We start from the raw sequence: 23563 nt of genomic DNA, 5'->3' as shown, positions 1-23563 counted from the left end.
CGTTTTAGCTCAGGTCGTCGGTATAACCGAGACTGCGCAGCGCACGCTCGTCATCGGCCCAGCCGGATTTCACCTTCACCCAAAGTTCGAGGTGAACTTTGGCTTCGAACATCTCTTCCATGTCTTTACGGGCTTCGATGCCGATGGTTTTGATTTTGGCCCCTTTGTTGCCAATCACCATCTTCTTCTGCCCTTCACGCTCAACGAGGATCAATCCGTTGATGTCGTAGCCACCGCGTTCGTTGGTCACAAACTGCTCGATTTCCACGGTTACGGAATACGGCAGTTCAGCGCCCAGGAAACGCATCAGCTTTTCACGAATGATTTCAGACGCCATAAAGCGCTGGGAGCGGTCGGTGATGTACTCTTCCGGGAAGTGATGGATAGCTTCCGGCAGGTGCTTACGGACGATTTCCGCGATGGTATCGACGTTCATCCCGGTTTCAGCCGAAATAGGCACGATATCGAGGAAGTTCATCTGGCTGCCGAGGAACTGCAGGTGAGGCAGCAGAACGGTTTTATCCTGAACGTTGTCAACTTTGTTGACGGCCAGGATGACCGGCGCACGGCTGTCGCGCAGCTTGTTCAGCACCATTTCATCATCCGGCGTCCAGCGGGTGCCTTCAACCACGAAGATAACCAGCTCAACGTCACCGATGGAGCTGCTTGCCGCGCGGTTCATCAGGCGGTTAATGGCGCGTTTTTCTTCCATGTGCAGCCCCGGGGTATCGACGTAAATCGCCTGATATGGCCCTTCGGTATGGATGCCCATGATGCGGTGGCGCGTGGTTTGCGCCTTACGCGAGGTAATGGAAACTTTTTGCCCAAGCAGCTGATTCAGCAGCGTGGATTTGCCGACGTTCGGGCGACCAACAATGGCCGCGAAGCCGCAATACGTTTTTTCTTCGCTCATTCCAGCTCCAGCTTTTTCAGCGCCTGCTCAGCCGCAGCCTGTTCCGCTTTACGGCGGCTTGACCCCGTCCCTACGACAGGCTCAGGCAGGCCACTCACCTGACAGTGAATGGTAAATTCTTGATCGTGCGCTTCACCACGCACCTGCACCACCAGATACGACGGCAGCGGCAGATGGCGACCCTGCAGGTACTCCTGCAGACGCGTTTTCGGATCTTTTTGCTTGTCGCCTGGACTGATTTCGTCGAGACGGGTCTGATACCACGAGAGAATCAGACGCTCAACGTTCTGAATGTCGCTGTCGAGGAAGACGCCACCGATCAACGCTTCCACGGTATCAGCAAGAATCGACTCGCGACGGAAACCGCCACTTTTCAGTTCACCCGGCCCAAGACGCAGACACTCACCCAGTTCGAACTCGCGGGCGATTTCCGCCAGCGTATTGCCGCGCACCAGCGTCGCGCGCATGCGGCTCATGTCGCCTTCATCTACGCGAGGAAAACGATGATACAGCGCATTCGCGATGACATAACTGAGAATGGAGTCACCCAAAAACTCAAGACGCTCGTTGTGTTTGCTGCTGGCACTCCGATGGGTTAATGCCTGTTGCAACAGATCCTGATGTTGAAAAGTGTAGCCCAGCTTACGCTGCAGCCTGTTTATTACGATGGGATTCATGCGATACCAAAATTAATGAATGCGTCAACTATTCAGCACACGGAACAGACCTGAAAAAAGGAAACCAACGCTGTTTCGTGTGCCGTGGCTCCCTTTCGGGAGCCAATCTTTAAAGGCGGGAATATTCTATACACAACGACAGGGGATGTCGTTAGTTTGTGGGATTAATTATTTAATGAATGCCGCCAATTCGGCTTAAACGAACACCCGTTGGCCATTCACCTTCTTGTTTCTCGAAACTCATCCAAATTGCTGTCGCTTTACCGACCAGATTTTGCTCCGGAACAAAGCCCCAATAGCGGCTGTCTGCGCTGTTGTCGCGGTTATCACCCATCATGAAATAGTGACCCGGCGGAACAATCCACGTCGCGAGCGGCAAGCCTGACTGCTGGTAGTACATCCCCACCTGATCCTGAGCGATAGGCACCGTCAGAATGTTATGAGTGACGTTACCCAGCGTTTCTTTACGCTCGCTCAGGCGAACACCGTCTTCACGGGTCTGGTCTTTTGGTAACTGGAAGAAACCGGAGGTGGCTTCACTGCCGTTGCGGCGGGCAAACGTCTGCACAAAATCACTGGCTTCCACGTTGGAATAAGTGATTGGCAGCGCATTATCGCAAGCCTGGCCGGAGCTGCAATTAGGCTGAACGGTGACTTCTTTCGACTGAGGATCGTAGCTTACCCGGTCGCCCGGCAACCCTACAACGCGCTTAATATAATCCAGGCGTGGATCTTCAGGGTATTTAAATACGGCAATATCACCGCGTTTAGGGTGCCCGGTTTCAATTAAAGTTTTCTGATAAATCGGATCTTTAATGCCGTAGGCAAACTTCTCTACCAGAATAAAGTCACCGATTAACAGCGTTGGCATCATCGAACCGGAAGGAATCTGGAAAGGCTCATAAATAAATGAGCGCACCACCAGCACAATCGCCAGCACCGGAAATACCGACGCGCCAGTTTCCAGCCAGCCCGGTTTAGGGCCGACTTTTTTCAGCGTCTTTTTGTCCAGTGCGTCACCGGTGGCAGCCTGCGCTGCCGCCTGTTTTTCACGACGTTTTGGTGCAAAGATAAACTTGTCCAGACACCACAAAATGCCCGTCACCAGCGTGGCTACCACGAGGATCAAAGCAAACATATTCGCCATGCCAACTCCTTAGATTATTTGCTGTCTTTGCCAACGTGCAGAATGGCCAGGAACGCTTCCTGAGGCAGCTCGACGTTGCCGACCTGCTTCATGCGTTTCTTACCGTCTTTCTGTTTCTGCAGCAGCTTTTTCTTACGGCTGACGTCGCCGCCGTAGCACTTAGCCAGAACGTTTTTACGCAGCTGTTTCACCGTCGAACGCGCAATAATGTGGTTGCCGATGGCTGCCTGAATCGCGATGTCGAACTGTTGGCGAGGGATCAGGTCCTTCATTTTTTCCACCAGCTCACGACCACGGTAAGGCGCGTTGTCGTTGTGCGTGATAAGCGCCAGCGCATCAACGCGATCGCCATTTATCAGTACATCAACGCGCACCATGTTGGAAGCCTGGAAACGTTTGAAATTGTAATCCAGCGACGCATAGCCGCGAGAAGTGGACTTCAGGCGGTCGAAGAAGTCGAGCACCACTTCCGCCATTGGGATTTCATAGGTCAGCGCAACCTGGTTGCCGTGATAAACCATGTTGGTTTGCACGCCGCGTTTTTCGATACACAGCGTAATCACGTTGCCGAGGAACTCCTGCGGCAGCAGCATGTGACATTCCGCAATCGGCTCGCGCAGCTCTTCGATGTTGTTGAGCGGCGGCAGCTTAGAGGGGCTATCAACGTAGACAATCTCTTTGCTGGTCGTTTGCACTTCGTAAACTACGGTTGGCGCGGTGGTGATCAGGTCGAGATCGTATTCACGCTCCAGACGCTCCTGAATGATCTCCATGTGCAGCAGGCCCAGGAAGCCACAGCGGAAGCCGAAGCCCAGCGCCGTTGAGCTTTCTGGCTCGTAGAACAGAGAGGCGTCGTTCAGGCTGAGCTTGCCGAGTGCATCGCGGAAGTTTTCGTAGTCGTCGGAGCTGACCGGGAACAGGCCGGCATAAACCTGCGGCTTCACTTTTTTGAAGCCCGGCAGCGCTTTGTCGGCAGGATTACGGGACAGCGTCAGGGTATCGCCCACCGGCGCGCCCAGGATGTCTTTGATGGCACAAACCAGCCAGCCTACTTCGCCGCATTTCAGTTCGGTACGGTCGATCTGCTTAGGCGTAAAGATGCCCAGACGATCGGCGTTGTACACCTGGCCGGTGCTCATCACTTTGACTTTGTCGCCTTTACGCAGAGTGCCGTTTTTCACGCGGATCAGGGAGACAACGCCCAGGTAGTTATCGAACCAGGAGTCGATGATCAGCGCCTGCAGCGGTGCATCTGGATCGCCTTCCGGTGCTGGGATATCACGCACCAGGCGTTCTAATACATCAGGTACGCCAACGCCGGTTTTCGCCGAGCAGCGAACCGCATCGGTGGCGTCGATGCCCACGATGTCTTCAATTTCTTCCGCCACACGCTCAGGATCGGCCGCCGGCAGGTCAATTTTGTTCAGAACCGGAACCACTTCCAGGTCCATTTCCATCGCCGTGTAGCAGTTCGCCAGGGTTTGAGCCTCAACGCCCTGCCCTGCATCCACCACCAGCAGCGCCCCTTCACAGGCCGCAAGCGAGCGGGACACTTCATAAGAGAAGTCAACGTGCCCTGGGGTATCGATGAAGTTCAACTGGTAAGTTTCACCGTCGCTGGCTTTGTAGTCGAGGGTGACGCTCTGCGCTTTGATGGTAATACCACGTTCGCGTTCCAGGTCCATTGAGTCAAGAACCTGCGCGGCCATTTCACGGTCGGACAAACCGCCGCAAATCTGGATGATACGGTCAGACAGCGTCGATTTACCGTGGTCGATGTGGGCAATAATAGAAAAGTTACGTATATTCTTCATAGTTAGAGGTTTTATGCCTTACAAATGGCCTGTGAGCTCGGCGCTTCGCGCTGTACGGAGCAGGATGTCAGAGACTGTCTTCTGCCTGAAACGCCGCATTCTACACTACAACCAGAAAGTGAGGAAACTGCTCATCCTGCAAGCTTAGGTAAGCCATAAGCAGGATGTGCAAAGAGATGTCATTTGAAGGGAATTTATTGATTTTCAGCCGGCGGCGCGGACGTATCGACGCGCAGTGCATCCGGGCTAAGCGCAACGCTTAGAATCACCGGCTGCCAGCTCTCACGACGGCTGAAATGCTGGGAAAAACCGCGAGCAAGCAGGAAGCCCCCTACGCCACCAAGCAAAGCTCCGCACATAGCGGCCAGGTTGGTACCAAACAGCGTCTGGAAAAGACCTGAACACAAAAATAGTCCGACCAACGGCGACATGTACACCAGCAGCGCGGACCCTAACAGGCTACCTTCCGCAATGCCCAGCTCCACTTTTTGCCCGGCCACCAGCGGCTGTTCGCTTGGCACAGACAGCAGATGGCTGGTTTGTGGCCCCAGTTTGTTTAGGACACGAGTACCACATCCAGAGCGCGAAGCGCAGCTGCTGCAAGAGGCTTTAACATCACAGTGCAGCAATGCTTCACCATTTTGCCAGGAGACGACCGTCGCCCATTCTTTAATCATTGCGTCGCTCCGTTAAACTTCACGCTATCGCCAATGCGTTTCGCCGTTTGTGGAGGCAACTCACCAACAACGGTAATTTCAGTTTTATCACGAATTTCAGTGCTAATAGTCCGGCGACCAGTCCGCACAAGCTGTTCGCCATTACTGGCCTGAGACGGGGCCTGGCTGATGTTCACCGAGAAACTAAATAACCCGTCAGAATAAAGTCGGGATTCGATAGGCACGCCCACGGTTGGCAGTGGCCGTCGGCTGCTCGACACTTCGCTAAAGCCTTGCGGCAGCCATGTCGGTGCCCATGTAAAACTGGCCTTTTCCGCACCCGGTACGGACAGCAGAGGTGGCAACGTCGCTTTTGCTAAATTCTGCAGAAGCCCGCTCGCCTGATTTTCAACAGAGAATGACACAACCCGGAACTGTTCGAGCGTTTCGCCGTCGCGATCCAGTAAATCAACGCGAAGCGGCAGCTTGGTTTCGGTATCGAGCCAAACAATGTAGTTATAGCGAGTGCCGTCCCGAGCAACGACGCGAATCACTTCGCATAATCTGTCGGCAATACGCGTGCGCCCGACAGAAATAAAGTCGTAATACGGCGTCAGGCGCTTAAAGTCGGTATAGACGATGGAAGGCAGAGAATCGACGATGTAGTCCCCGGTGAGCGTGAATGGCTCGAGCCCGGGTTCAAAGTAGCTGATTTCATTGCCGCGCTGAACGACTTCGCGGCGCGGGCCGTCCATTTGCAGGAATTGCGCAAGCGGGCGGTTATCAAGACGTGCATGGCGATAACTAAGGGACTCAATCCCTTGTTTGCTGATATTGATAAACGCCAGCTCATAATCGAGTGACTGACTAGCCTGGTTCATCTGCTGCAACAACGCCCCGGACGAAACAGTGTCCGCCGAGGCGCTGGAGGTGAACAACAGGCTGCCTGTCACGAGAGACAGGGCACACCAAAGTTGCTTCATTACTGCGATTGCGTTCCTAAAGTTTGGTTTCCTGGCACTTGCACAGCAGCCTGCTGGGTTTGCGCCTGTTCAAACTGGAGCTGCTCGGAGTGTAAACGACGCTGCAATTCGTAATCCTGCAGCATAGCGTTAATACGACGACGCTGTTCCTGTACTTGCTGACTGCTGTTGCTGGCGGTCGTGTCAGACGGTACGCCCAGACTTACCGGACTGGCTTTTCCCATCATCGGCAAAGTGTTAAACACCGGCGTTTCCGGCTGTGCGGTGCTGTCAGACTGGCCATTATAGTGCTGTACGCCCACGATAACCGCAAGCGATACGCACGCAGCAACGCCCATTTGGGTAAGCTGGCTTGCCCACGGACGCACCTTATGCCAGAACGGCATTTTCTGCCACTGCTGAGGCTGCGGCTGAGACTCGGTAATGAGCGGCGCGACGTTACGCACAGGCTCATTTGCGATAGCCGCCATCACGTTGGCAGAAATATCAAAGTGGAGCACTTCGCTGGTATCTCCGCGCATTGTGTCGCGGATAAGGTGGTAACTCTCCCAGCTTTGCTGCAATTCACTGTCGTTTGACAGGCGATTGAGCAACTCGCTGTCGAGAGATTCGCCATCCATTAAAGCGGAAAGTTGTTCTTTCTGCATGCCTAAATACCCTTCCAGTAATCCGCTATCGTCAACGCCTGATAAGCGGTTGAACTTTATTATCAATAGCTTCCCTTGCGCGGAAAATACGAGAACGCACAGTACCTACCGGGCAATCCATGATGTCGGCTATCTCTTCATAGCTCAGGCCATCCAACTCCCGCAACGTAATTGCCATGCGTAAATCTTCCGGGAGTGACTCAATAGTACGGAAAACTATTTGTCTCAGTTCTTCAGACAACATTAAGTTCTCAGGGTTCGAAATTTCTTTCAATGCGCTGCCACTTTCGTAGTTTTCAGCGTCAATGGCGTCCACATCACTTGATGGCGGACGCCGCCCCTGAGCAACCAGATAATTTTTAGCCGTGTTGACCGCTATACGGTACAACCACGTATAAAACGCACTATCGCCACGGAATGAATCCAGCGCGCGATAAGCTTTAATAAAAGATTCCTGCACCACATCGGGAACATCTCCCGAAGGTACATAGCGGGAAACCAGGCTCGCAACCTTATGCTGGTAGCGTATCACCAGTAGGTTAAATGATTTCTGATCTCCCTTTTGGACCCGTTCGACGAGGACCTGATCCGTTAACTGCTCGCTCATCCGAGGTAATGTCTCCCCAAACCCAATTTCCACGCGTAATCGAAATGCCACTCGAACCCTGCATTTTTGAGCAAGCTTTGAGTTTGAGTGCCCGAGGCCAGCAAAGTTCCGTTACGCCTTTGTTTTTCTGTCATGTTTAGCGGATTGCATCTTTTCATTATAAGTTCCGCTTCGCAAAACGGTAACGCCGATTCTTCTGAATCAATGCTCAAAAAGTTAGCGAGCAGAGTATCGCATGAATCCAGGTATTTCATCACCTAATCTGCCGTATATCCTTTCGGAGTGAGATTTATTTACGCAGTTTGCTCGGTTCCTCTCAACCACGTTACCGCCCGGCCTGTTTAGTCTGCACAACGCTAAAACAAAAAAGTGTGTTCAAAATCCCATCCGATGCTATGCTCCGGCAATCCTTGTTTAGTAAATTAAACACAATGAATATAAATAGCGATCTGGTTTGTGACGTATTAATTGTCGGTAGCGGCGCTGCCGGTCTTTCTCTCGCGCTGCGCCTGGCTCAAACCAGCAAGGTCATCGTGCTAAGTAAAGGCCCGGTTAACGAAGGCTCAACTTTTTATGCACAGGGAGGGATTGCCGCCGTTTTCGATGAAACCGACAGCATAGCTTCCCATATTGACGATACGCTGATAGCCGGGGCAGGAATTTGCGATCCTGACGCCGTAGAATTTGTGGCTAGCAATGCAAAGCACTGCGTCCAGTGGCTGATTGATCAGGGCGTCATGTTCGATACCCACACGCTGGCGAATGGTGAAGAGAGCTACCATTTGACGCGTGAAGGCGGCCACAGCCATCGCCGAATTCTTCATTCGGCGGATGCCACCGGGAAGGAAGTTGAAACCACGCTAGTCGGCAAAGCCCTCAATCACCCAAATATTCGTATCATCGAACGCAGCAACGCCGTCGACCTGATTATTTCTGACAAAATAGGCCTGCCGGGTACAAGGCGAGTCGTCGGTGCCTGGATATGGAACCGTAATCTTGAAAAAGTTGAAACCTGCCGTGCGAAATCAGTAGTTTTAGCCACTGGTGGCGCTTCAAAGGTCTATCAATATACAACAAACCCTGATATCGCATCCGGAGACGGTATCGCGATGGCATGGCGCGCAGGCTGCCGGGTCGCCAATCTTGAATTCAACCAGTTTCACCCTACGGCGCTGTTCCATCCTCAGGCCCGAAACTTCCTGCTTACCGAAGCATTGCGCGGCGAAGGTGCATACCTGAAGCGTCCGGATGGTTCACGCTTCATGCCGGAGTTTGATGAACGTGCCGAGCTTGCGCCACGTGATATCGTCGCCAGGGCTATCGATCACGAAATGAAACGCCTGGGCGCAGACTGCATGTATCTGGATATCAGCCATAAGCCAGAGGCGTTTGTTCGCCAGCACTTCCCCACTATTTATGAGAAGCTGCTTGGGCTAGGCATTGATTTAACCAAAGATCCGGTTCCCGTAGTCCCTGCCGCGCATTATACCTGCGGCGGCGTAATGGTAGATGAACACGGGCGCACCGACGTTGACGGGCTGTACGCCATTGGCGAAGTAACCTATACGGGCCTGCACGGCGCTAACCGAATGGCCTCAAACTCTCTGCTAGAATGCCTGGTTTATGGCTGGTCTGCTGCGGAAGATATTCTGAAGCGCCTGCCATATGCACGCGAAAGTAAAAATCTGCCCGACTGGGATGACAGCCGCGTCGACAACCCTGACGAACAGGTTGTTATCCAGCACAACTGGCATGAGCTGCGGCTCTTTATGTGGGACTATGTTGGGATCGTTCGTACCACTCGCCGACTGGAGAGAGCGCTGCGAAGAATTACCATGCTGCAGCAAGAGATTGATGAGTACTATGCTAATTTCCGCGTTTCAAACAATCTTCTTGAGCTGAGAAACCTGGTACAGGTTGCCGAACTCATCGTGCGCTGCGCTATGCAGCGTAAAGAGAGCCGGGGCCTGCACTACACGCTGGATTATCCTGAGCAGCTCGATGAATCCGGCCCAAGCGTACTTTCCCCGCTCTACATAAACAGGTAGAAGTCCTGGGTCAGGCTGCAATAGCCTTCAGAGTAGGTTTGGTCTGGCCCACGGATCACCAGGCGGTCGTTGTAGTATTCTCCGCCCGTTGGAGAAAGCGCGAGCATCACCCGATGCGGCAGGCGAGTTTCATTGTCGGCCACATCGGTACGGTAACGAACATGCCAACCCTGTGATTTCGCCAGCTCGCTGAATGCCGTCCCGGCAGTTTCCGGCATGATCACGCAGAAGAAACCGTCTTCGGTGATCAGCTGTTCAGCGCTGCTGAGCAAGGCCTGGTGATCCAGCGTCGTGGTATAACGTGCCTGAGCTCGCTCTGGCGATGCACAGTTGCTGCCCTGCTCAAAGAAAGGCGGATTACTGACAATTAAAGAGTAGCGCTGAGTTGCCTGCTGCGCCCACTCGCGGATGTCCGCGCAGTGAACATGAATACGCGAAGCCCAGCGGCAGCCTTTGGCGTTTTCTGCCGCCTGCTCTGCAGCAACCGGATCCAGCTCCACGGCTTCGATAGTGACATCATCAGCGGTTCTCTGGGCGAGCATCAACGCCAGCAAACCGCTGCCGGTACCAATATCCAGGACGCTTTTTACATTAACTACCGGCACCCATGCACCGAGCAGCGTCCCATCTGTTCCCACCTTCATGGCGCAGCGATCGTGCGCCACAAAGAACTGTTTGAAGGTGAAACCATCCCGACGTAATACCGCTTTTTGATCCGACATCTTATCTACCTTGCAAAGAAACCGCCGTAGCATAAGTGAAACGGACATCTACGGAAAGACACAAACAGATGAAGATCGCGGTCATTATGTCTATAATCGGCGTCCCAAACAGAGGTAGACCATGACTGTAAGCACTTTTTCCGAACTCGAACTTGATGAAAGCCTTTTGGACGCGCTCCAGGAGAAAGGCTTTACTCGCCCGACTGCCATCCAGGCTGCGGCCATTCCTCCTGCACTTGAAGGACGCGACGTGCTGGGTTCAGCACCGACGGGTACCGGTAAAACCGCAGCTTACCTGCTGCCAGCGCTACAGCATCTGGTCGACTTTCCTCGTAAGAAATCTGGCCCGCCGCGTATTCTGATCGTCACGCCAACCCGTGAACTCGCTATGCAGGTCGCCGACCACGCGCGTGAACTGGCAAAACATACCCATCTGGATATCGCCACTATCACCGGCGGCGTGGCGTATATGAACCACGCTGAAGTTTTCAGCGAGAATCAGGATATTGTCGTCGCCACCACCGGCCGACTGCTGCAATACATAAAGGAAGAGAACTTCGACTGCCGCGCGGTTGAAACGCTGATCCTTGATGAAGCAGATCGCATGCTGGACATGGGCTTCGCGCAAGATATTGAAACCATTGCCGCGGAAACCCGCTGGCGCAAGCAAACCATGCTGTTCTCCGCTACCCTGGAAGGCAACGCGGTTAAAGATTTTGCTGAACGCCTGCTGGAAGATCCGGTTGAAGTTTCCGCCACGCCATCCACGCGTGAGCGCAAGAAGATCCATCAGTGGTACTACCGCGCCGATGACGTTGAGCACAAAACGAAGTTACTCGTTCATTTGCTGAACCAGCCGGATACCACCCGCTCTATCGTCTTTGTGCGTAAGCGCGAGCGTGTGCATGAGCTGGTTGCCTGGCTGCGTGAAGCGGGCATCAACACCTGCTATCTCGAAGGCGAAATGGTACAGGCCAAGCGTAACGAGGCCATCAAGCGCCTGACTGATGGTCGCGTAAACGTTCTGGTTGCTACCGACGTTGCTGCCCGTGGGATCGATATCCCTGACGTTAGCCACGTATTCAACTTTGACCTGCCACGTACCGCGGATATCTATCTGCACCGTATTGGTCGTACCGGTCGCGCAGGCATGAAAGGAACCGCGATTTCGCTGGTTGAGGCGCACGATCATCTGCTGCTGGGTAAAATTACCCGCTACATGAAAGAGCCTCTGAAATCCCGCGTTATCGACGAACTGCGCCCAACGACACGTGCGCCAAGCGAAAAGCTGACCGGTAAGCCATCCAAGAAAGTGCTGGCTAAGCGCGAAGAGAAGAAGAAAGAGAAAGACAAAGAGAAGCCGCGCGTTAAAGTTCGCCATCGCGATCAGAAAAACATCGGTAAGCGCCGTAAACCAACGGCAGCTACCACAACAGAGTCGCCAAAAGTCGACGAATAACATGAACGCCGGGATTATCCCGGCGTTTTTTTATTGCCCAGATTCTCCGTTTTCCTGCAAACACTCCATAAAAATCTTCATCGCCGGGCTAACCACCTTCCCCGAGTGGTGTGCGCAAATCGCGTTAAGCATTAACGGTTGCTCGCTGAACGCCAGCTCCACTAGCTCACCAGATAACAGCTCCTTTTCAACGGTAAAACGAGGCAGGAAACTCACGCCCAGGTTTGCCGCAACGCACTGCTTAATGCTTTCTATACTCCAAAGCTCGATAGTATTTTCCAGCGTGATCCGGCGTTTTCTCAGCTGTGCTTCGAAGATCAGCCGGAACACACACTGCGGCTCATTGATCACAAAACTGACCGGGATATGCCTGTCCGGCTGCAGGAAATCGACATCTTTCATCGCCGGAGATGCCACCAGCACTAGCGAAGGCTCACCGATAGCCTGCAGATGTAGCGCCTCATCCTTTCCTACTCGATAAAACACGCCCAGATCGACACGGTCATCCAACAGCGCATCACGAATGGTGTAGCAGTTCAGGGACTGCAGGGAGAGTTTTACCCTCGGCGCCCTTTCCTTAAAACGCTGCAACACATGCGGCATTTTGTACGCCAGCAATGTTTCTCCGCTGGCAACCCTGAGTTCGCCTTCGGGTTCCGCATCCTGCCTTGCGGCCTGCCTGATGGTATCAATGACGCGCGTCAGCTCATAAACGTGTGGCATGAGTTTTTTACCACTCTCGGTCAGACGCATTCGGCGGCCAATTTTCTCAAATAGCCGCAGAGAGAGTTCCTGCTCAAGCTGCTGAATATGAAAAGTGACCGTCGACTGTGTGCAGCATAACTTTTGCGAGGCACGCAGAAATGAGCCCTCTTCAACCACCGTTTTTAACGTGACAAACCGACGTAAATCCATCCAGCCCCCAACACATCGAAACCATCGAACTCAGAATATAGAAACATTCATTTTTTTAACTCTTTCATTTTTCGTACTCTCTGCGAAAACAAAGGAGAACTCAAGTGATCGCCATTTTCTTTAGCGCTTTTTGGACCTATACCCTGATTACCGCCCTGACCCCTGGCCCCAACAACATTCTGGCGCTGAGTACTGCAACCAGTCACGGACTGCAGCAAAGCAGTCGCGTGCTGGCGGGTATGAGCCTTGGATTTCTGATAATCATGCTGATTTGCGCCGGCATTGCTTTCTCACTGGTCAGCCTCGACCCGAGATTTACTCGTGTTCTTGGCTGGGTGGGCGCAATTTACATTCTGTGGCTGGCACTGAAGATTGCCACCAGCCAGCCGGCAGACTCAGCGACCGACGTTCAACCAATTGGCTTCTGGGCCAGCTTTGGCCTGCAATTCTTGAACGTTAAAATCATTCTTTACGGCATCACCGCTCTATCAACTTTTGTCCTGCCGTATACAACGGAGACAAGCGACATTGTGGGAATGAGCGTAGTGCTGGCGGTGATAGGAAGTTTAGGAAATCTTTGCTGGGCGCTGGCTGGCCATGTATTCCAGAAAGTGTTTCAGCGTTTTGGACGCACGCTGAATATTCTTCTGGCACTGATGCTGGTTTACTGTGCGGTACGGATTTTCTATTAACGAAAAAGAGCGCCAGAAGGCGCTCTTTATTCATTATGACAGGAACTGAATTACAGGCTTTCTGTGAAAGTGCGGGTAATCACGTCGCGCTGCTGTTCCGGAGTCAGGGAGTTAAAGCGCACCGCGTAGCCGGAAACACGGATAGTCAGCTGCGGATATTTTTCCGGATGCTTAACCGCATCTTCCAGCGTTTCACGACGCAGAACGTTAACGTTCAGGTGCTGCCCACCTTCAACGCGAACTTCCGGTTTCACTTCCATTGGAATTTCACGGTATTCAAACTGGCCCAGTTTACTGACCGCAACCACTTCATCTTCCGCAAAACCTGCTTTCGCACACACGCAGCGAGCTTCTCCTTTTTCACTGTCGAGCAGCCAGAAAGAGTTCAGAAGTTCGTCGTTTGCCGCTTTTGTAATTTGGATACCAGTAATCATATTATTTCTCCCTCAGGGTAATGTGCTGATTCTTTGGGCCAGCGCTCTGGCTCATTGGTAAAACCTTTGTTGCTTTGTTGTTCTTATATCAGTCCACCAGGCGTGATTCTTTGACTTAAATCAATTAAATCCACACACTAAAAATGGCTTTAGCTGGTTTTATTTGTTTTACATCAACTTAGACGGTCAGCGCCATGCTAAAACTTTTGTAAATTTTCAACTTTATTTATCACTGTAGCTCATTGATGCCACGCACTATTTTGCTCAGAAGGAAGAAGCAGTTAAGCTATCGGGCAATACTGATTCGCGGGAGAACGAGATGACGACCCACCTCACCTGGCACGACGTGCTGGCAGAAGAGAAACAGCAGCCCTACTTTATCAATACGCTCATCGCCGTCGCGGCAGAGCGCGCAGCGGGCGTGACCGTTTACCCTCCGCAAAAGGATGTTTTCAACGCTTTTCGCTTTACCGAGCTGGGCGATGTCAAAGTCGTGATTCTGGGGCAGGATCCTTATCATGGACCAGGCCAGGCGCACGGACTCTCTTTCTCCGTCCGTCCAGGAATCGCTCCCCCGCCTTCGCTGGTCAATATGTATAAAGAGCTTGAGGCTTCTGTCCCAGGCTTTACCCGCCCTACGCACGGCTACCTTGAAAGCTGGGCCCGGCAGGGCGTGTTGCTGCTCAATACGGTACTTACCGTCGAAGCGAGCAAAGCGCATTCCCACGCCAATTTTGGTTGGGAGACGTTTACCGACAAGGTTATCGCCCTCATTAATGAACATCGTGAAGGCGTGGTGTTTTTGCTTTGGGGCGCTCATGCTCAACGCAAAGGCAGCATTATCGATCGCCAGCGTCACCATGTCCTGACTGCACCGCACCCTTCTCCGCTTTCTGCACATCGTGGTTTTCTGGGCTGCGGGCATTTTGTGAAGGCGAATGAGTATCTGGCCGGGCGCGGAGAACAGCCCATCGATTGGGTGCCGCAGTTGCCACAAGACAATGGCTAAAATCGGGACGAAAAAAAACCAGCAATTACGCTGGTTTTTTATAGCTGGAGAAGGCCTTAGGCCTTGTTCTGCCGCCACCATTCGCCCAGCAGCACGCCGGTCGCTACCGATACGTTGAGGCTTTCAACATTACCTGTACCTTCAATGGCTACGCTCATATCTGCGCTTTCAAAAGTCGTGTCGGAAACGCCATCGCGCTCCTGGCCCAGCACCAGCACCATTTTCTTAGGCAGCTCAGCTTTATACAGCGGGGTGCCCTGGTGGCTTGAGGTTGTCACAATGGTGTAGCCCGCTTTACGGAAAGCTTCCAGCCCATCGCCAAACGTCTCGCCGCTGATCGCCACCACGTGCTCGGCCCCGCCTTCTGCGGTACGAATCGCCGCACCGGATTCCAGCAGAGAAGCATCCTGAATCAGCAAACCTTTCACGCCGAAGTGTGCGCAGCTGCGCATGATCCCGCCCAGGTTATGTGGGTTGCCCACATCCTCCAGTGCCAGCACGCAGTCTTCTTCCCCGGCTTTGTTCAGCCAGGTCTGCACGCTGATGCCGCTGCGTTTTTTAATAATGAAGCAAACGCCGCCGTGGTGTTCCGTGCCTGAGGCTTTTGTCAGCTCAGCGTCATCCACCACGTGGTAAGCCTTGCGATTTGCCGCCATCCAGCGCAGCGCTTCTTTAAAACGAGGCGTAACGCTCTGGATAAACCAGGCACGCACGATGCTTTCCGGGCGGCTCTGGAACAGCGCCTGACAAGCATTCTCACCGTACACACGGGCTTCTTCGGCGCGCTGGCGACGAATCACTTCCGGGTCAACGATGTGCTTAGTTGTCCCTTCATTGTCTGATGCCGACAGCGAAGAGTCTACCGGAGCACGGGAAACCGTACGCCATGGCGAGGCCGCTTCACCGCGATCGCCTCTGTCACTACGTTCATTACGATCGCGCCCGCCGCGAGGTTTATCATCGTGACGAGCCTGACGGCGACCGCCGCCTTCACCACGTGACGCACCGGCAGGGCGCCCACCGCCTTTGCCCGTACGCGGATTTTGGCCGCGATTTTCGCTTTCGTCGTCACTGCGGACATACATCACTTTGACCTTGCCGCTTTTACCTTTAAATTCGTCGTTCATTTTTCCTCCACCGGGCTGAGCGCGAAGCGCGCAGATTACCTGATGTGCCATGGGTTAGCCATTAACTTTGCTTAAAAGCTAAAAACTATTGTACTCATCGAATAAATCACTTTGTTGGCCTCACCATCTTCGCTGATAATATGTAACATATTTGAAACATCCGCGGTGCAGGGCACCGATTTCAATCATTCTCTTTGAGGTTAGTTATGAATACCGTTTGTGCCGACTGCCAGGCCATTAACCGCATTCCTGACGACCGTATCGATGACGGCGCAAAGTGCGGTCGCTGCGGCCATGAACTGTTTGACGGTGAAGTCGTCAACGCCACGGCAGCAACGCTGGATAAACTTCTGAAAGATGAGCTGCCAGTTGTAGTTGATTTTTGGGCGCCGTGGTGCGGCCCGTGCGTGAACTTCGCCCCTATTTTTGAAGATGTTGCCGAAGAACGCAGCGGTAAAGTTCGCTTTGTGAAGGTGAACACCGAAGCGGAGCAGGAACTGAGCGCACGTTTTCGCATCAGAAGCATCCCGACCATTATGATTTTCAAAAATGGCCAGGTCGTCGATATGCTGAATGGCGCCATGCCTAAAGCCCCGTTTGATAGCTGGCTGGACGAAAATATCTGATTATACGGGGGCATTTTTTAAGCCCCCTTTCTCTATCTACGGTAGAATGGCGTTTTTAGCCAGACATCCTTCATTAATGACCGAAAACGCCGTTCTTCGCCTTCGTGCAGCCCGCCTTGCTCGCGCAACTCGCCCCTTTCTCGCTCGTGGTAATCGCGTTCGTCGCTGCCAGCGCTGCCTGCTGCCGTTGAAAAATTGCCTGTGTGAGACGCTTAAGCCACAACATGCCCGCAGTCGCTTTTGCCTGGTGATGTTTGACACCGAACCGATGAAGCCGAGTAACACCGGGCGGCTTATTGCCGATATTTTGCCGGAAACAGAGGCATTTCAATGGTCACGCACGGAGCCCCCTCAGGCGCTGCTGGATCTTGTCGCTAACCCGGATTACCAGCCAATGGTAGTTTTTCCCGCCTCTTATGCCGATGCAAGTCGCGAGGTACTGACCACGCCACCAACCACCGGTAAGCCACCGCTATTTATCATGCTTGATGGCACGTGGACTGAAGCACGTAAAATGTTCCGTAAAAGCCCTTATCTGGATGCGCTGCCGATAATTTCCGTAGATTTAAGTATTACCTCAGCTTATCGCCTGCGCGAGGCCCATGCGGACGGCCAGTATTGCACCGCGGAAGTCGCCGCAGCCCTGCTAGAACTGGCGGGGGATGTAGTAGCGTCCAAAGGATTAACGCAGCATTTCACTCTTTTCCGCGAGCGCTATCTGGCGGGGAAACCCCATCATCAGGGTAGCGTCACAGCAGAAGTGGAAGAAAACGTTTAGACTCTCCTGAACATCACTCAGGGGAGAGCGTCGTGAGTCAACGAGGCCTGGAAGCGCTGCTGCGTCCAAAATCCATTGCCGTTATCGGCGCTTCGGCAAAAGTCGACCGCGCCGGTTATTTAATGATGCGCAACTTGCTTGCTGGCGGCTTCAATGGCCCGGTAATGCCGGTGACGCCGACTCACAAAGCCGTGTGCGGGGTGCTTGCCTGGCCAGATATTGCCAGCCTGCCGCTGGCTCCTGACCTCGCTATTGTTTGTACGCATTCCCGGCGAAATCTTACGCTACTGGAAGCCCTGGGTAATAAAGGCTGCAAGGCCTGCATTATTTTATCTGCCCCACCTGAGCAATTACCCGAATTGCTGGCCTGTGCCGCTCGCTGGCAAATTCGCCTGCTTGGCCCGAACAGCCTTGGCCTACTGGCTCCGTGGCAAGGGTTAAACGCCAGCTTCTCCCCTGTTCCGATTCAAAAGGGCAAACTGGCGTTTATTTCTCAGTCTGCCGCAGTGTCCAACACCATTCTGGACTGGGCACAGCAGCGCGAGATGGGCTTTTCCTGGTTTATTGCGCTTGGCGATAGCCTGGATATCGACGTGGATGAACTGCTTGATTATCTGGCCAGGGATACGAAAACCAGCGCCATCCTGCTGTATCTTGAACATCTGAGCGATGCCCGCCGCTTTGTTTCCGCCGCAAGAAGCGCCTCACGTAACAAGCCGATTCTGGTCATCAAAAGCGGGCGCAGCAGCAAAGCACAAACGCTGCTGAAAACCCATCCGGGCCTGGATGCCGCCTGGGACGCGGCGATACAACGAGCAGGCTTACTTCGGGTTCAGGATACGCATGAGCTCTTTTCCGCCGTAGAAACCCTTAGCCACATGCGACCTCTGCGCGGTGAGCGACTGATGATTGTCAGCAACGGCGCGGCACCTGCGGCGCTGGCCCTTGATGAGCTTTGGATACGTAATGGCAAACTAGCGACGTTAAGTGAAGAAACTCTGCAGGCTCTTGCGGGCGTGCTTCCTCCTGGCGTTGAGGCAGGAAACCCGATAGATCTACGGGATGACGCGACGCCTGGCCGGTACCTGCTGGCCATAGAGAAATTGCTGGATAGCCATGATTTTGATGCCTTAATGGTTATCCATTCCCCCAGTGCCGCCGCCCCAGGAACCGCAAGCGCCCTTGCCCTGATCGATCTTCTGCAGCGGCATCCTCGTGGCAAATATCTCACCATTGTCACCAACTGGTGCGGGGAGTATTCCTCCCAGGAAGCGAGACGTCTGTTTAGCGATGCCGGTATTCCGACTTACAGAACGCCAGAGGGTGCGGTCACGGCGTTTATGCACATGGTCGAGTATCGCCGTAACCAGAAGCAATTGCGCGAAACGCCGGCCCTGCCGGCTAACCTGACGGCAAACACCAGCGACGCCCACCATCTGATTCAGCAGGCCTTGCATCAGGGAGCCACGACGCTGGATACCCATGAAGTCAGGCCGGTGCTTGAAGCTTATGGCTTAACGACCCTGTCGACATGGATTGCTGGAGACAGTGCAGAAGCGGTGCATATCGCAGAGCAAATTGGTTATCCCGTCGCATTAAAGCTTCGTTCTCCGGATATTCCCCACAAGTCGGAAGTTCAGGGCGTTATGCTCTATTTGAGAACGGCCAGTGAAGTACAACAGGCCGCCGAAGCCATCATCGACCGTGTAAAAATGGCCTGGCCCCAGGCTCGTATTCACGGCCTGCTGGTGCAAAGCATGGCAAACCGCGCAGGCGCGCAGGAACTAAGAGTCGTCGTTGAGCACGATCCGGTATTTGGTCCATTGATCATGCTGGGCGAAGGCGGCGTAGAGTGGCGACCTGAAAGGCAGGCGGCGGTAGCCCTCCCCCCGCTAAACATGAATCTGGCCCGATACCTTGTCATTCAGGCGATCAAAAGCGGCAAGATCCGTAGCCGGAGCGCATTACGCCCGCTGGATATCGCCGGGATCAGCGAAGTTCTGGTGCAAGTTTCTAACCTGATAGTTGATTGCCCCGAGATTGTCAGACTCGATATTCACCCTCTACTGGCATCCGGCAGTGAATTCACCCTGCTCGACGTCACTCTGGAATTGGCCGAATTTACGGGGGATGCGGATGCCAGGCTGGCCGTGCGTCCTTATCCTCATCAGCTTGAAGAGCTGGTGCAGCTTAAGAACGGTGACCGCTGCCTGTTCCGGCCGATCCTGCCCGAGGACGAACCTCAGCTGCAGCGTTTTATTGCCCAGGTAACAAAAGAGGATCTCTACTATCGCTATTTCAGCGAGATCAATGAATTTACCCACGAAGATTTAGCCAATATGACGCAGATCGACTACGATCGAGAAATGGCGTTCGTTGCAGTCAGAAGAATAAAAGACAACGATGAGATCCTCGGCGTCACACGCGCCATTTCAGACCCTGACAACGTTGATGCCGAGTTCGCCGTGCTGGTTCGCTCCGACTTAAAAGGCCTCGGACTCGGCCGACGCTTACTGACTAAGCTCATCGATTACACCAGAGAGCATGGCCTTCAGCGACTGAATGGCATAACGATGCCGAACAACCAGGGCATGATTACCCTGGCCCGCAAACTGGGTTTCAGCGTCGATATTCAGCTGGAAGACGGTATTGTAAGTCTGACGCTTCCATTGAGCAAAAGCGCAGATTCGTGAGTAAGGTACTGGAAAACATACTCACTTTGCACAGTAGTAGTGGTATTATCAGCAAGTTCTGACGTCTGGATTTTGCAGAAGGCCATCCAATGAAGAGAGAAGATAAGCACTGTGATGTTGTCTAAATTTAAGCGTAATAAACATCAACAACACCTTGCCCAGTTACCGAAGCTTTCTCAATCAGTTGATGATGTAGAAACCCTGTTCTCCCCTGCGGATTTCCGCGAAACGCTGTTGAAAAAAATCGCCAGCGCAACGCAGCGTATTTGTATTATTGCGTTGTATCTTGAACAGGATGACGGCGGCAAAGGAATTCTGTCCGCGCTTTATCAAGCCAAACAGCAGCGGCCAGATTTAGATGTTTCCGTGCTGGTTGACTGGCACCGTGCCCAGCGCGGACGCATTGGTGTTGCCGCGTCCAACACCAATGCGGACTGGTATCACCGCATGGCCGAGCAGTTCCCCGACGTGAATGTTCCTGTCTATGGCGTTCCCGTCAATACTCGCGAAGCCCTTGGCGTGCTGCATTTCAAAGGCTTTATTATTGATGACAGCGTCATCTATAGCGGCGCCAGCCTCAACGATGTTTACCTGCATCAGCATGATAAATATCGCTATGACCGCTATCAAATCATTCGCAACCGCGCCCTGGCAGATATCATGCATGGCTGGGTTAACCAGAATTTGATAAATGGCCGGGCGGTTCATCGCTTAGATGTCGCTGAGCGCGTAAAAAGCCCAGAAATCAAAAACGATATCCGTCTCTTCCGCCAGGAATTGCGTGACGCTAGCTTTATCTTCCACGGCGATGCAGATAACGATCAGCTCTCGGTTACGCCGCTGGTTGGGCTGGGAAAATCCAGCCTGCTGAATAAAACCATCTTCCATCTTATGCCTTGCGCAGAGCAGAAGCTGACTATCTGCACGCCATACTTCAACCTACCAGCTGTCCTGGTCCGCAATATCATACAGCTGCTACGGGACGGTAAACAGGTTGAGATTATCGTTGGCGATAAGACGGCGAATGATTTCTATATTCCGGAAGATCAGCCGTTCAAGATTATTGGTGCGCTGCCTTATCTCTATGAAATTAACCTGCGCCGCTTCCTCAGCCGCCTGCAATATTATGTCAATACCGGGCAGTTGATTGTGCGTTTGTGGAAAGATGGGGATAACAGTTACCACCTGAAAGGCATGTGGGTGGACAACGAGTGGATGCTGCTGACCGGGAATAACCTTAATCCGCGCGCGTGGCGCCTGGATCTGGAAAATGCTCTGCTGATTCACGATCCCAAAAGAGAGCTTGAAGGCATTCGCACCAGGGAGCTGGAGCTTATCCGCACCCATACGACGGCTGTTAAGCATTATCGCGATCTGCAAAGCATCGCCGAATATCCGGTGAAAGTTCGCAAGCTGATTCGCCGCCTGCGACGTATCCGTATCGACCGACTAATAAGCCGTATTCTCTAAACGTTTAAGCCCTGCACTGCAGGGCTTTTTCTTTCTAGAGCTTGATCCCTTTTCCTTTACGGTGCAGCAACAGAGAAACAGCAAATGCCAGCGCCCCCATCCCAGAGACATACCAGAAGAAGGTCGTTTCGCTGCCCATCGATTTCAGAGATAAGGCGACATATTCTGCCGAGCCACCAAACAAGGCATTTGCAACTGCATAAGACAGGCCTACACCTAGCGCACGGACTTCCGGTGGGAACATTTCTGCCTTAAGGATGCCGCTGATTGAAGTGTAAAAACTGACAATTAGCATCGCCGCCATCACCAGAGCAAAGGCCGCATAAGGTGAGCTAATATTCTGCAGTGCCGTCAAAATAGGCACAGTCAGCACCGCTGCCAGTCCGCCAAAGCAAAGCATAGAATTTCGACGACCAATTTTATCCGACAGTGCACCGAAAAACGGCTGAAGTACCATGAAGATAAACAGCGCACAGGTCATCAACACGCTGGCCGTGTTCGCATGCATCCCCGCAGTATTCACCAGATATTTCTGCATATAGGTAGTGAAGGTATAGAAAGCCAGGGAGCCGCCGGCGGTGAAACCCAGCACCATAATGAAGGCTTTTTTATTTTTCCATAGTCCGGACAGCGTACCGGCATCCTTGTGCGCGCGGCTTGCTTTATCCGATGTTTCATCCAGTGAGCGGCGAAGATAGAGCGCAACAATCGCCAGTACGGCCCCAATCGCGAAGGGAATTCTCCATCCCCAACTACGCAAATCTTCATCACTTAGCACTTGCTGGAGAACAACCACAACAAACAACGCGGCCAGCTGCCCGCCAATGAGCGTCACGTACTGGAATGAGGCATAGAACCCTTTACGACCTTCGACCGCCACCTCACTCATGTAAGTTGCGCTGGTGCCGTACTCCCCTCCAACAGATAACCCCTGGAACAGGCGTGCTAAAAGCAATAATGCAGGGGCCCATGTGCCAATGGTGGCGTATCCTGGCAGGCAGGCAATGACCATCGATCCAAAACACATCATACACACTGAGATAAGCATGGAGTTTTTACGTCCATGTTTATCGGCAATATACCCGAATAACCAGCCTCCAATGGGTCGCATCAAAAAACCTGCGGCAAAGACACCGGCGGTTTGCAGAAGCTGAGTCGTGGTGTTTCCCGCTGGGAAAAAGATATGCGCAAAATAGAGTGAGCAGAACGAATAAACATAAAAATCAAACCACTCAACCAGATTCCCTGATGAAGCACCCACGATGGCCCAGACGCGACGACGGGTATCAGCCGCCGACGGCACAATATTTGATTCACTTGTTGTTTCAATCATTTTATTTTCTTCTCCTGTCTTCCTGAATGGGTCTAATAACCCAGGATCCAGTAAAGCAGGAGAAAGAAATTTTGTGAGGTGAAGTATCTTGTTGCGGAGTTGTTACATTAACTTTTGTGAACAAACGGAGATTTTTGTGAAAAGGTACGCTTTAAAAAGCAAAAAAACCGGCCTTTCGGTCGGGCTTAATGCTGATTTGATGCCTGACAGTTGTATGCCGGGCTGTCCTGCCCGTCACCCTTCGGGCAGCCTCCGGCTGAATGGGTAGAACTGCAGTAATACGGAGAAAATATATGGCTTATGGTCTGTTTTAATCTTTAAAAAGCAAAAAACCCCGGCCTTTCGGTCGGGGTTAATGCTTAATTTGATGCCTGGCAGTTCCCTACTCTCGCATGGGGAGACCCCACACTACCATCGGCGCTACGGCGTTTCACTTCTGAGTTCGGCATGGGGTCAGGTGGGACCACCGCGCTACGGCCGCCAGGCAAATTCTGTTACTCACCGTCATTCTCATGACCATGAGCGTTAATCCTGAACTAAGCTGAAAATCTTTCGTCTCTCAAAACACCTTCGGTGTTGTAAGGTTAAGCCTCACGGATCATTAGTACTGGTTAGCTCAACGTATCGCTACGCTTACACACCCAGCCTATCAACGTCGTCGTCTTCAACGTTCCTTCAGGACCCTCAAAGGGTCAGGGAGAACTCATCTCGGGGCAAGTTTCGCGCTTAGATGCTTTCAGCGCTTATCTTTTCCGCATTTAGCTACCGGGCAATGCCATTGGCATGACAACCCGAACACCAGTGATGCGTCCA

Annotated in this window: 22 protein-coding genes and 2 rRNA genes; 8 read left to right on the top strand and 16 right to left on the bottom strand. The window is 52.9% G+C overall.

Translation table 11 applies throughout. The features are described from left to right. Positions 1–4: 4 nt before the first annotated feature. The 9 genes from era to rseD form a co-directional block, all read right to left on the bottom strand. Complete coding sequence (gene era, locus F3J28_RS00120; protein WP_008459503.1) at positions 5–913, bottom strand: GTPase Era; 909 nt, start codon at positions 911–913, stop codon at positions 5–7. Further along, positions 910–1590 carry a ribonuclease III gene (rnc, locus tag F3J28_RS00115; RefSeq protein ID WP_008459505.1) on the bottom strand — a complete coding sequence of 227 codons (681 nt, stop codon included), beginning with the start codon at positions 1588–1590 and terminating at the stop codon, positions 910–912. Before rnc ends, era begins: the two co-directional genes overlap by 4 nt. 172 nt (positions 1591–1762) lie before the next feature. After that, positions 1763–2737: a signal peptidase I gene (gene lepB, locus F3J28_RS00110; protein WP_008459507.1), complete on the bottom strand. Its 975-nt coding sequence runs from the start codon at positions 2735–2737 to the stop codon at positions 1763–1765. Positions 2738–2751: 14 nt separating this feature from the next. Beyond that, on the bottom strand, positions 2752–4551 hold the full coding sequence (gene lepA / locus F3J28_RS00105) for a translation elongation factor 4 (RefSeq protein WP_008459509.1): 1800 nt from the start codon (positions 4549–4551) through the stop codon (positions 2752–2754). 194 nt (positions 4552–4745) lie between these two features. Beyond that, positions 4746–5228, bottom strand: a complete 483-nt coding sequence (gene rseC / locus F3J28_RS00100) for a SoxR-reducing system protein RseC (protein ID WP_166871551.1) — start codon at positions 5226–5228, stop codon at positions 4746–4748. Then, positions 5225–6190 (bottom strand): sigma-E factor regulatory protein RseB, encoded by a 966-nt coding sequence (gene rseB / locus F3J28_RS00095; RefSeq protein ID WP_166871548.1) that lies wholly within the window; start codon positions 6188–6190, stop codon positions 5225–5227. Before rseB ends, rseC begins: the two co-directional genes overlap by 4 nt. Next, positions 6190–6837 carry an anti-sigma-E factor RseA gene (gene rseA / locus F3J28_RS00090; protein WP_008459515.1) on the bottom strand — a complete coding sequence of 216 codons (648 nt, stop codon included), beginning with the start codon at positions 6835–6837 and terminating at the stop codon, positions 6190–6192. Before rseA ends, rseB begins: the two co-directional genes overlap by 1 nt. 31 nt (positions 6838–6868) lie before the next feature. Beyond that, positions 6869–7444, bottom strand: coding sequence for an RNA polymerase sigma factor RpoE (rpoE, locus tag F3J28_RS00085; RefSeq protein ID WP_008459517.1), 576 nt, complete (start codon positions 7442–7444; stop codon positions 6869–6871). Further along, positions 7441–7578, bottom strand: coding sequence for a rpoE leader peptide RseD (gene rseD, locus F3J28_RS22530; RefSeq protein ID WP_166990376.1), 138 nt, complete (start codon positions 7576–7578; stop codon positions 7441–7443). Before rseD ends, rpoE begins: the two co-directional genes overlap by 4 nt. 297 nt (positions 7579–7875) lie before the next feature. Here rseD and nadB point away from each other — a divergent pair, with 297 nt between their 5' ends. Continuing rightward, positions 7876–9492, top strand: coding sequence for an L-aspartate oxidase (gene nadB / locus F3J28_RS00075; protein WP_166871542.1), 1617 nt, complete (start codon positions 7876–7878; stop codon positions 9490–9492). On the opposite strand, the gene trmN is transcribed toward nadB, so the two are convergent. Beyond that, on the bottom strand, positions 9477–10214 hold the full coding sequence (gene trmN / locus F3J28_RS00070; protein ID WP_008459522.1) for a tRNA(1)(Val) (adenine(37)-N(6))-methyltransferase TrmN: 738 nt from the start codon (positions 10212–10214) through the stop codon (positions 9477–9479). The two genes, nadB and trmN, sit on opposite strands and share 16 nt — an antisense overlap. Positions 10215–10335: 121 nt before the next feature. On the opposite strand from trmN, the gene srmB reads away from it, so the two are divergent. Further along, the gene (srmB, locus tag F3J28_RS00065; RefSeq protein ID WP_008459524.1) at positions 10336–11673 is read left to right on the top strand and encodes an ATP-dependent RNA helicase SrmB; all 1338 of its coding nucleotides are present in this window, start codon (positions 10336–10338) and stop codon (positions 11671–11673) included. A 30-nt stretch (positions 11674–11703) separates the two neighbouring features. Here the strand turns inward: srmB and F3J28_RS00060 are convergent, their stop codons facing one another. Continuing rightward, positions 11704–12588 carry a LysR family transcriptional regulator gene (locus tag F3J28_RS00060; protein ID WP_166871539.1) on the bottom strand — a complete coding sequence of 295 codons (885 nt, stop codon included), beginning with the start codon at positions 12586–12588 and terminating at the stop codon, positions 11704–11706. Between the two features lie 104 nt (positions 12589–12692). On the opposite strand from F3J28_RS00060, the gene eamB reads away from it, so the two are divergent. Beyond that, entirely contained in the window at positions 12693–13280 is a 588-nt protein-coding gene (eamB, locus tag F3J28_RS00055) for a cysteine/O-acetylserine transporter (protein WP_353620566.1), read from the top strand. Positions 13281–13330: 50 nt separating this feature from the next. Here the strand turns inward: eamB and grcA are convergent, their stop codons facing one another. Then, a complete protein-coding gene (gene grcA, locus F3J28_RS00050; RefSeq protein ID WP_008459527.1) occupies positions 13331–13714 on the bottom strand; it encodes an autonomous glycyl radical cofactor GrcA in 384 nt (127 codons plus the stop codon). Between the two features lie 319 nt (positions 13715–14033). Between grcA and ung the strand changes: the two genes are divergently transcribed. After that, positions 14034–14723, top strand: a complete 690-nt coding sequence (ung, locus tag F3J28_RS00045; protein WP_166871536.1) for a uracil-DNA glycosylase — start codon at positions 14034–14036, stop codon at positions 14721–14723. 56 nt (positions 14724–14779) lie between these two features. Here the strand turns inward: ung and F3J28_RS00040 are convergent, their stop codons facing one another. Next, the gene (locus tag F3J28_RS00040; RefSeq protein ID WP_166871533.1) at positions 14780–15850 is read right to left on the bottom strand and encodes a tRNA/rRNA methyltransferase; all 1071 of its coding nucleotides are present in this window, start codon (positions 15848–15850) and stop codon (positions 14780–14782) included. Between the two features lie 206 nt (positions 15851–16056). Here F3J28_RS00040 and trxC point away from each other — a divergent pair, with 206 nt between their 5' ends. The 4 genes from trxC (at position 16057) to pssA (ending at position 21417) form a co-directional block, all read left to right on the top strand. After that, positions 16057–16476, top strand: coding sequence for a thioredoxin TrxC (trxC, locus tag F3J28_RS00035; RefSeq protein ID WP_166871530.1), 420 nt, complete (start codon positions 16057–16059; stop codon positions 16474–16476). Between the two features lie 76 nt (positions 16477–16552). After that, positions 16553–17254 carry a tRNA-uridine aminocarboxypropyltransferase gene (locus tag F3J28_RS00030; RefSeq protein ID WP_008459533.1) on the top strand — a complete coding sequence of 234 codons (702 nt, stop codon included), beginning with the start codon at positions 16553–16555 and terminating at the stop codon, positions 17252–17254. Positions 17255–17286: 32 nt separating this feature from the next. Then, the gene (locus F3J28_RS00025) at positions 17287–19947 is read left to right on the top strand and encodes a bifunctional acetate--CoA ligase family protein/GNAT family N-acetyltransferase (RefSeq protein WP_166871527.1); all 2661 of its coding nucleotides are present in this window, start codon (positions 17287–17289) and stop codon (positions 19945–19947) included. Between the two features lie 114 nt (positions 19948–20061). Then, positions 20062–21417 (top strand): CDP-diacylglycerol--serine O-phosphatidyltransferase, encoded by a 1356-nt coding sequence (pssA, locus tag F3J28_RS00020; protein WP_166874334.1) that lies wholly within the window; start codon positions 20062–20064, stop codon positions 21415–21417. 34 nt (positions 21418–21451) lie between these two features. Here the strand turns inward: pssA and F3J28_RS00015 are convergent, their stop codons facing one another. From F3J28_RS00015 to F3J28_RS00005, 3 genes are all read right to left on the bottom strand, one after another. Next, the gene (locus F3J28_RS00015; protein WP_166871513.1) at positions 21452–22750 is read right to left on the bottom strand and encodes an MFS transporter; all 1299 of its coding nucleotides are present in this window, start codon (positions 22748–22750) and stop codon (positions 21452–21454) included. A gap of 369 nt (positions 22751–23119) precedes the next feature. After that, positions 23120–23235, bottom strand: a 5S ribosomal RNA gene (gene rrf, locus F3J28_RS00010). Between the two features lie 95 nt (positions 23236–23330). Continuing rightward, positions 23331–23563, bottom strand: a 23S ribosomal RNA gene (locus tag F3J28_RS00005); the annotation flags it as partial.

The sequence above is a fragment of the Enterobacter sp. Ap-1006 genome, assembly GCF_011752835.1.
GTDB lineage: Bacteria > Pseudomonadota > Gammaproteobacteria > Enterobacterales > Enterobacteriaceae > Cedecea.
This window is presented reverse-complemented; position numbering and strand designations above follow the sequence as displayed.

Excerpts from the sequence above, each read along its gene's own strand:
- pssA (WP_166874334.1), top strand. The coding sequence starts at position 20,062 with ATGTTGTCTAAATTTAAGCGTAATAAACATCAACAACACCTTGCCCAG.
- ung (WP_166871536.1), top strand. The coding sequence starts at position 14,034 with ATGACGACCCACCTCACCTGGCACGACGTGCTGGCAGAAGAGAAACAG.
- F3J28_RS00015 (WP_166871513.1), bottom strand. The coding sequence starts at position 22,750 with ATGATTGAAACAACAAGTGAATCAAATATTGTGCCGTCGGCGGCTGAT.
- lepA (WP_008459509.1), bottom strand. The coding sequence starts at position 4,551 with ATGAAGAATATACGTAACTTTTCTATTATTGCCCACATCGACCACGGT.
- rseD (WP_166990376.1), bottom strand. The coding sequence starts at position 7,578 with ATGACAGAAAAACAAAGGCGTAACGGAACTTTGCTGGCCTCGGGCACT.
- trmN (WP_008459522.1), bottom strand. The coding sequence starts at position 10,214 with ATGTCGGATCAAAAAGCGGTATTACGTCGGGATGGTTTCACCTTCAAA.
- nadB (WP_166871542.1), top strand. The coding sequence starts at position 7,876 with ATGAATATAAATAGCGATCTGGTTTGTGACGTATTAATTGTCGGTAGC.
- rseC (WP_166871551.1), bottom strand. The coding sequence starts at position 5,228 with ATGATTAAAGAATGGGCGACGGTCGTCTCCTGGCAAAATGGTGAAGCA.
- F3J28_RS00060 (WP_166871539.1), bottom strand. The coding sequence starts at position 12,588 with ATGGATTTACGTCGGTTTGTCACGTTAAAAACGGTGGTTGAAGAGGGC.
- srmB (WP_008459524.1), top strand. The coding sequence starts at position 10,336 with ATGACTGTAAGCACTTTTTCCGAACTCGAACTTGATGAAAGCCTTTTG.
- rseB (WP_166871548.1), bottom strand. The coding sequence starts at position 6,190 with ATGAAGCAACTTTGGTGTGCCCTGTCTCTCGTGACAGGCAGCCTGTTG.
- F3J28_RS00030 (WP_008459533.1), top strand. The coding sequence starts at position 16,553 with ATGACCGAAAACGCCGTTCTTCGCCTTCGTGCAGCCCGCCTTGCTCGC.
- rnc (WP_008459505.1), bottom strand. The coding sequence starts at position 1,590 with ATGAATCCCATCGTAATAAACAGGCTGCAGCGTAAGCTGGGCTACACT.
- era (WP_008459503.1), bottom strand. The coding sequence starts at position 913 with ATGAGCGAAGAAAAAACGTATTGCGGCTTCGCGGCCATTGTTGGTCGC.
- trxC (WP_166871530.1), top strand. The coding sequence starts at position 16,057 with ATGAATACCGTTTGTGCCGACTGCCAGGCCATTAACCGCATTCCTGAC.
- lepB (WP_008459507.1), bottom strand. The coding sequence starts at position 2,737 with ATGGCGAATATGTTTGCTTTGATCCTCGTGGTAGCCACGCTGGTGACG.
- grcA (WP_008459527.1), bottom strand. The coding sequence starts at position 13,714 with ATGATTACTGGTATCCAAATTACAAAAGCGGCAAACGACGAACTTCTG.
- F3J28_RS00040 (WP_166871533.1), bottom strand. The coding sequence starts at position 15,850 with ATGAACGACGAATTTAAAGGTAAAAGCGGCAAGGTCAAAGTGATGTAT.
- rseA (WP_008459515.1), bottom strand. The coding sequence starts at position 6,837 with ATGCAGAAAGAACAACTTTCCGCTTTAATGGATGGCGAATCTCTCGAC.
- rpoE (WP_008459517.1), bottom strand. The coding sequence starts at position 7,444 with ATGAGCGAGCAGTTAACGGATCAGGTCCTCGTCGAACGGGTCCAAAAG.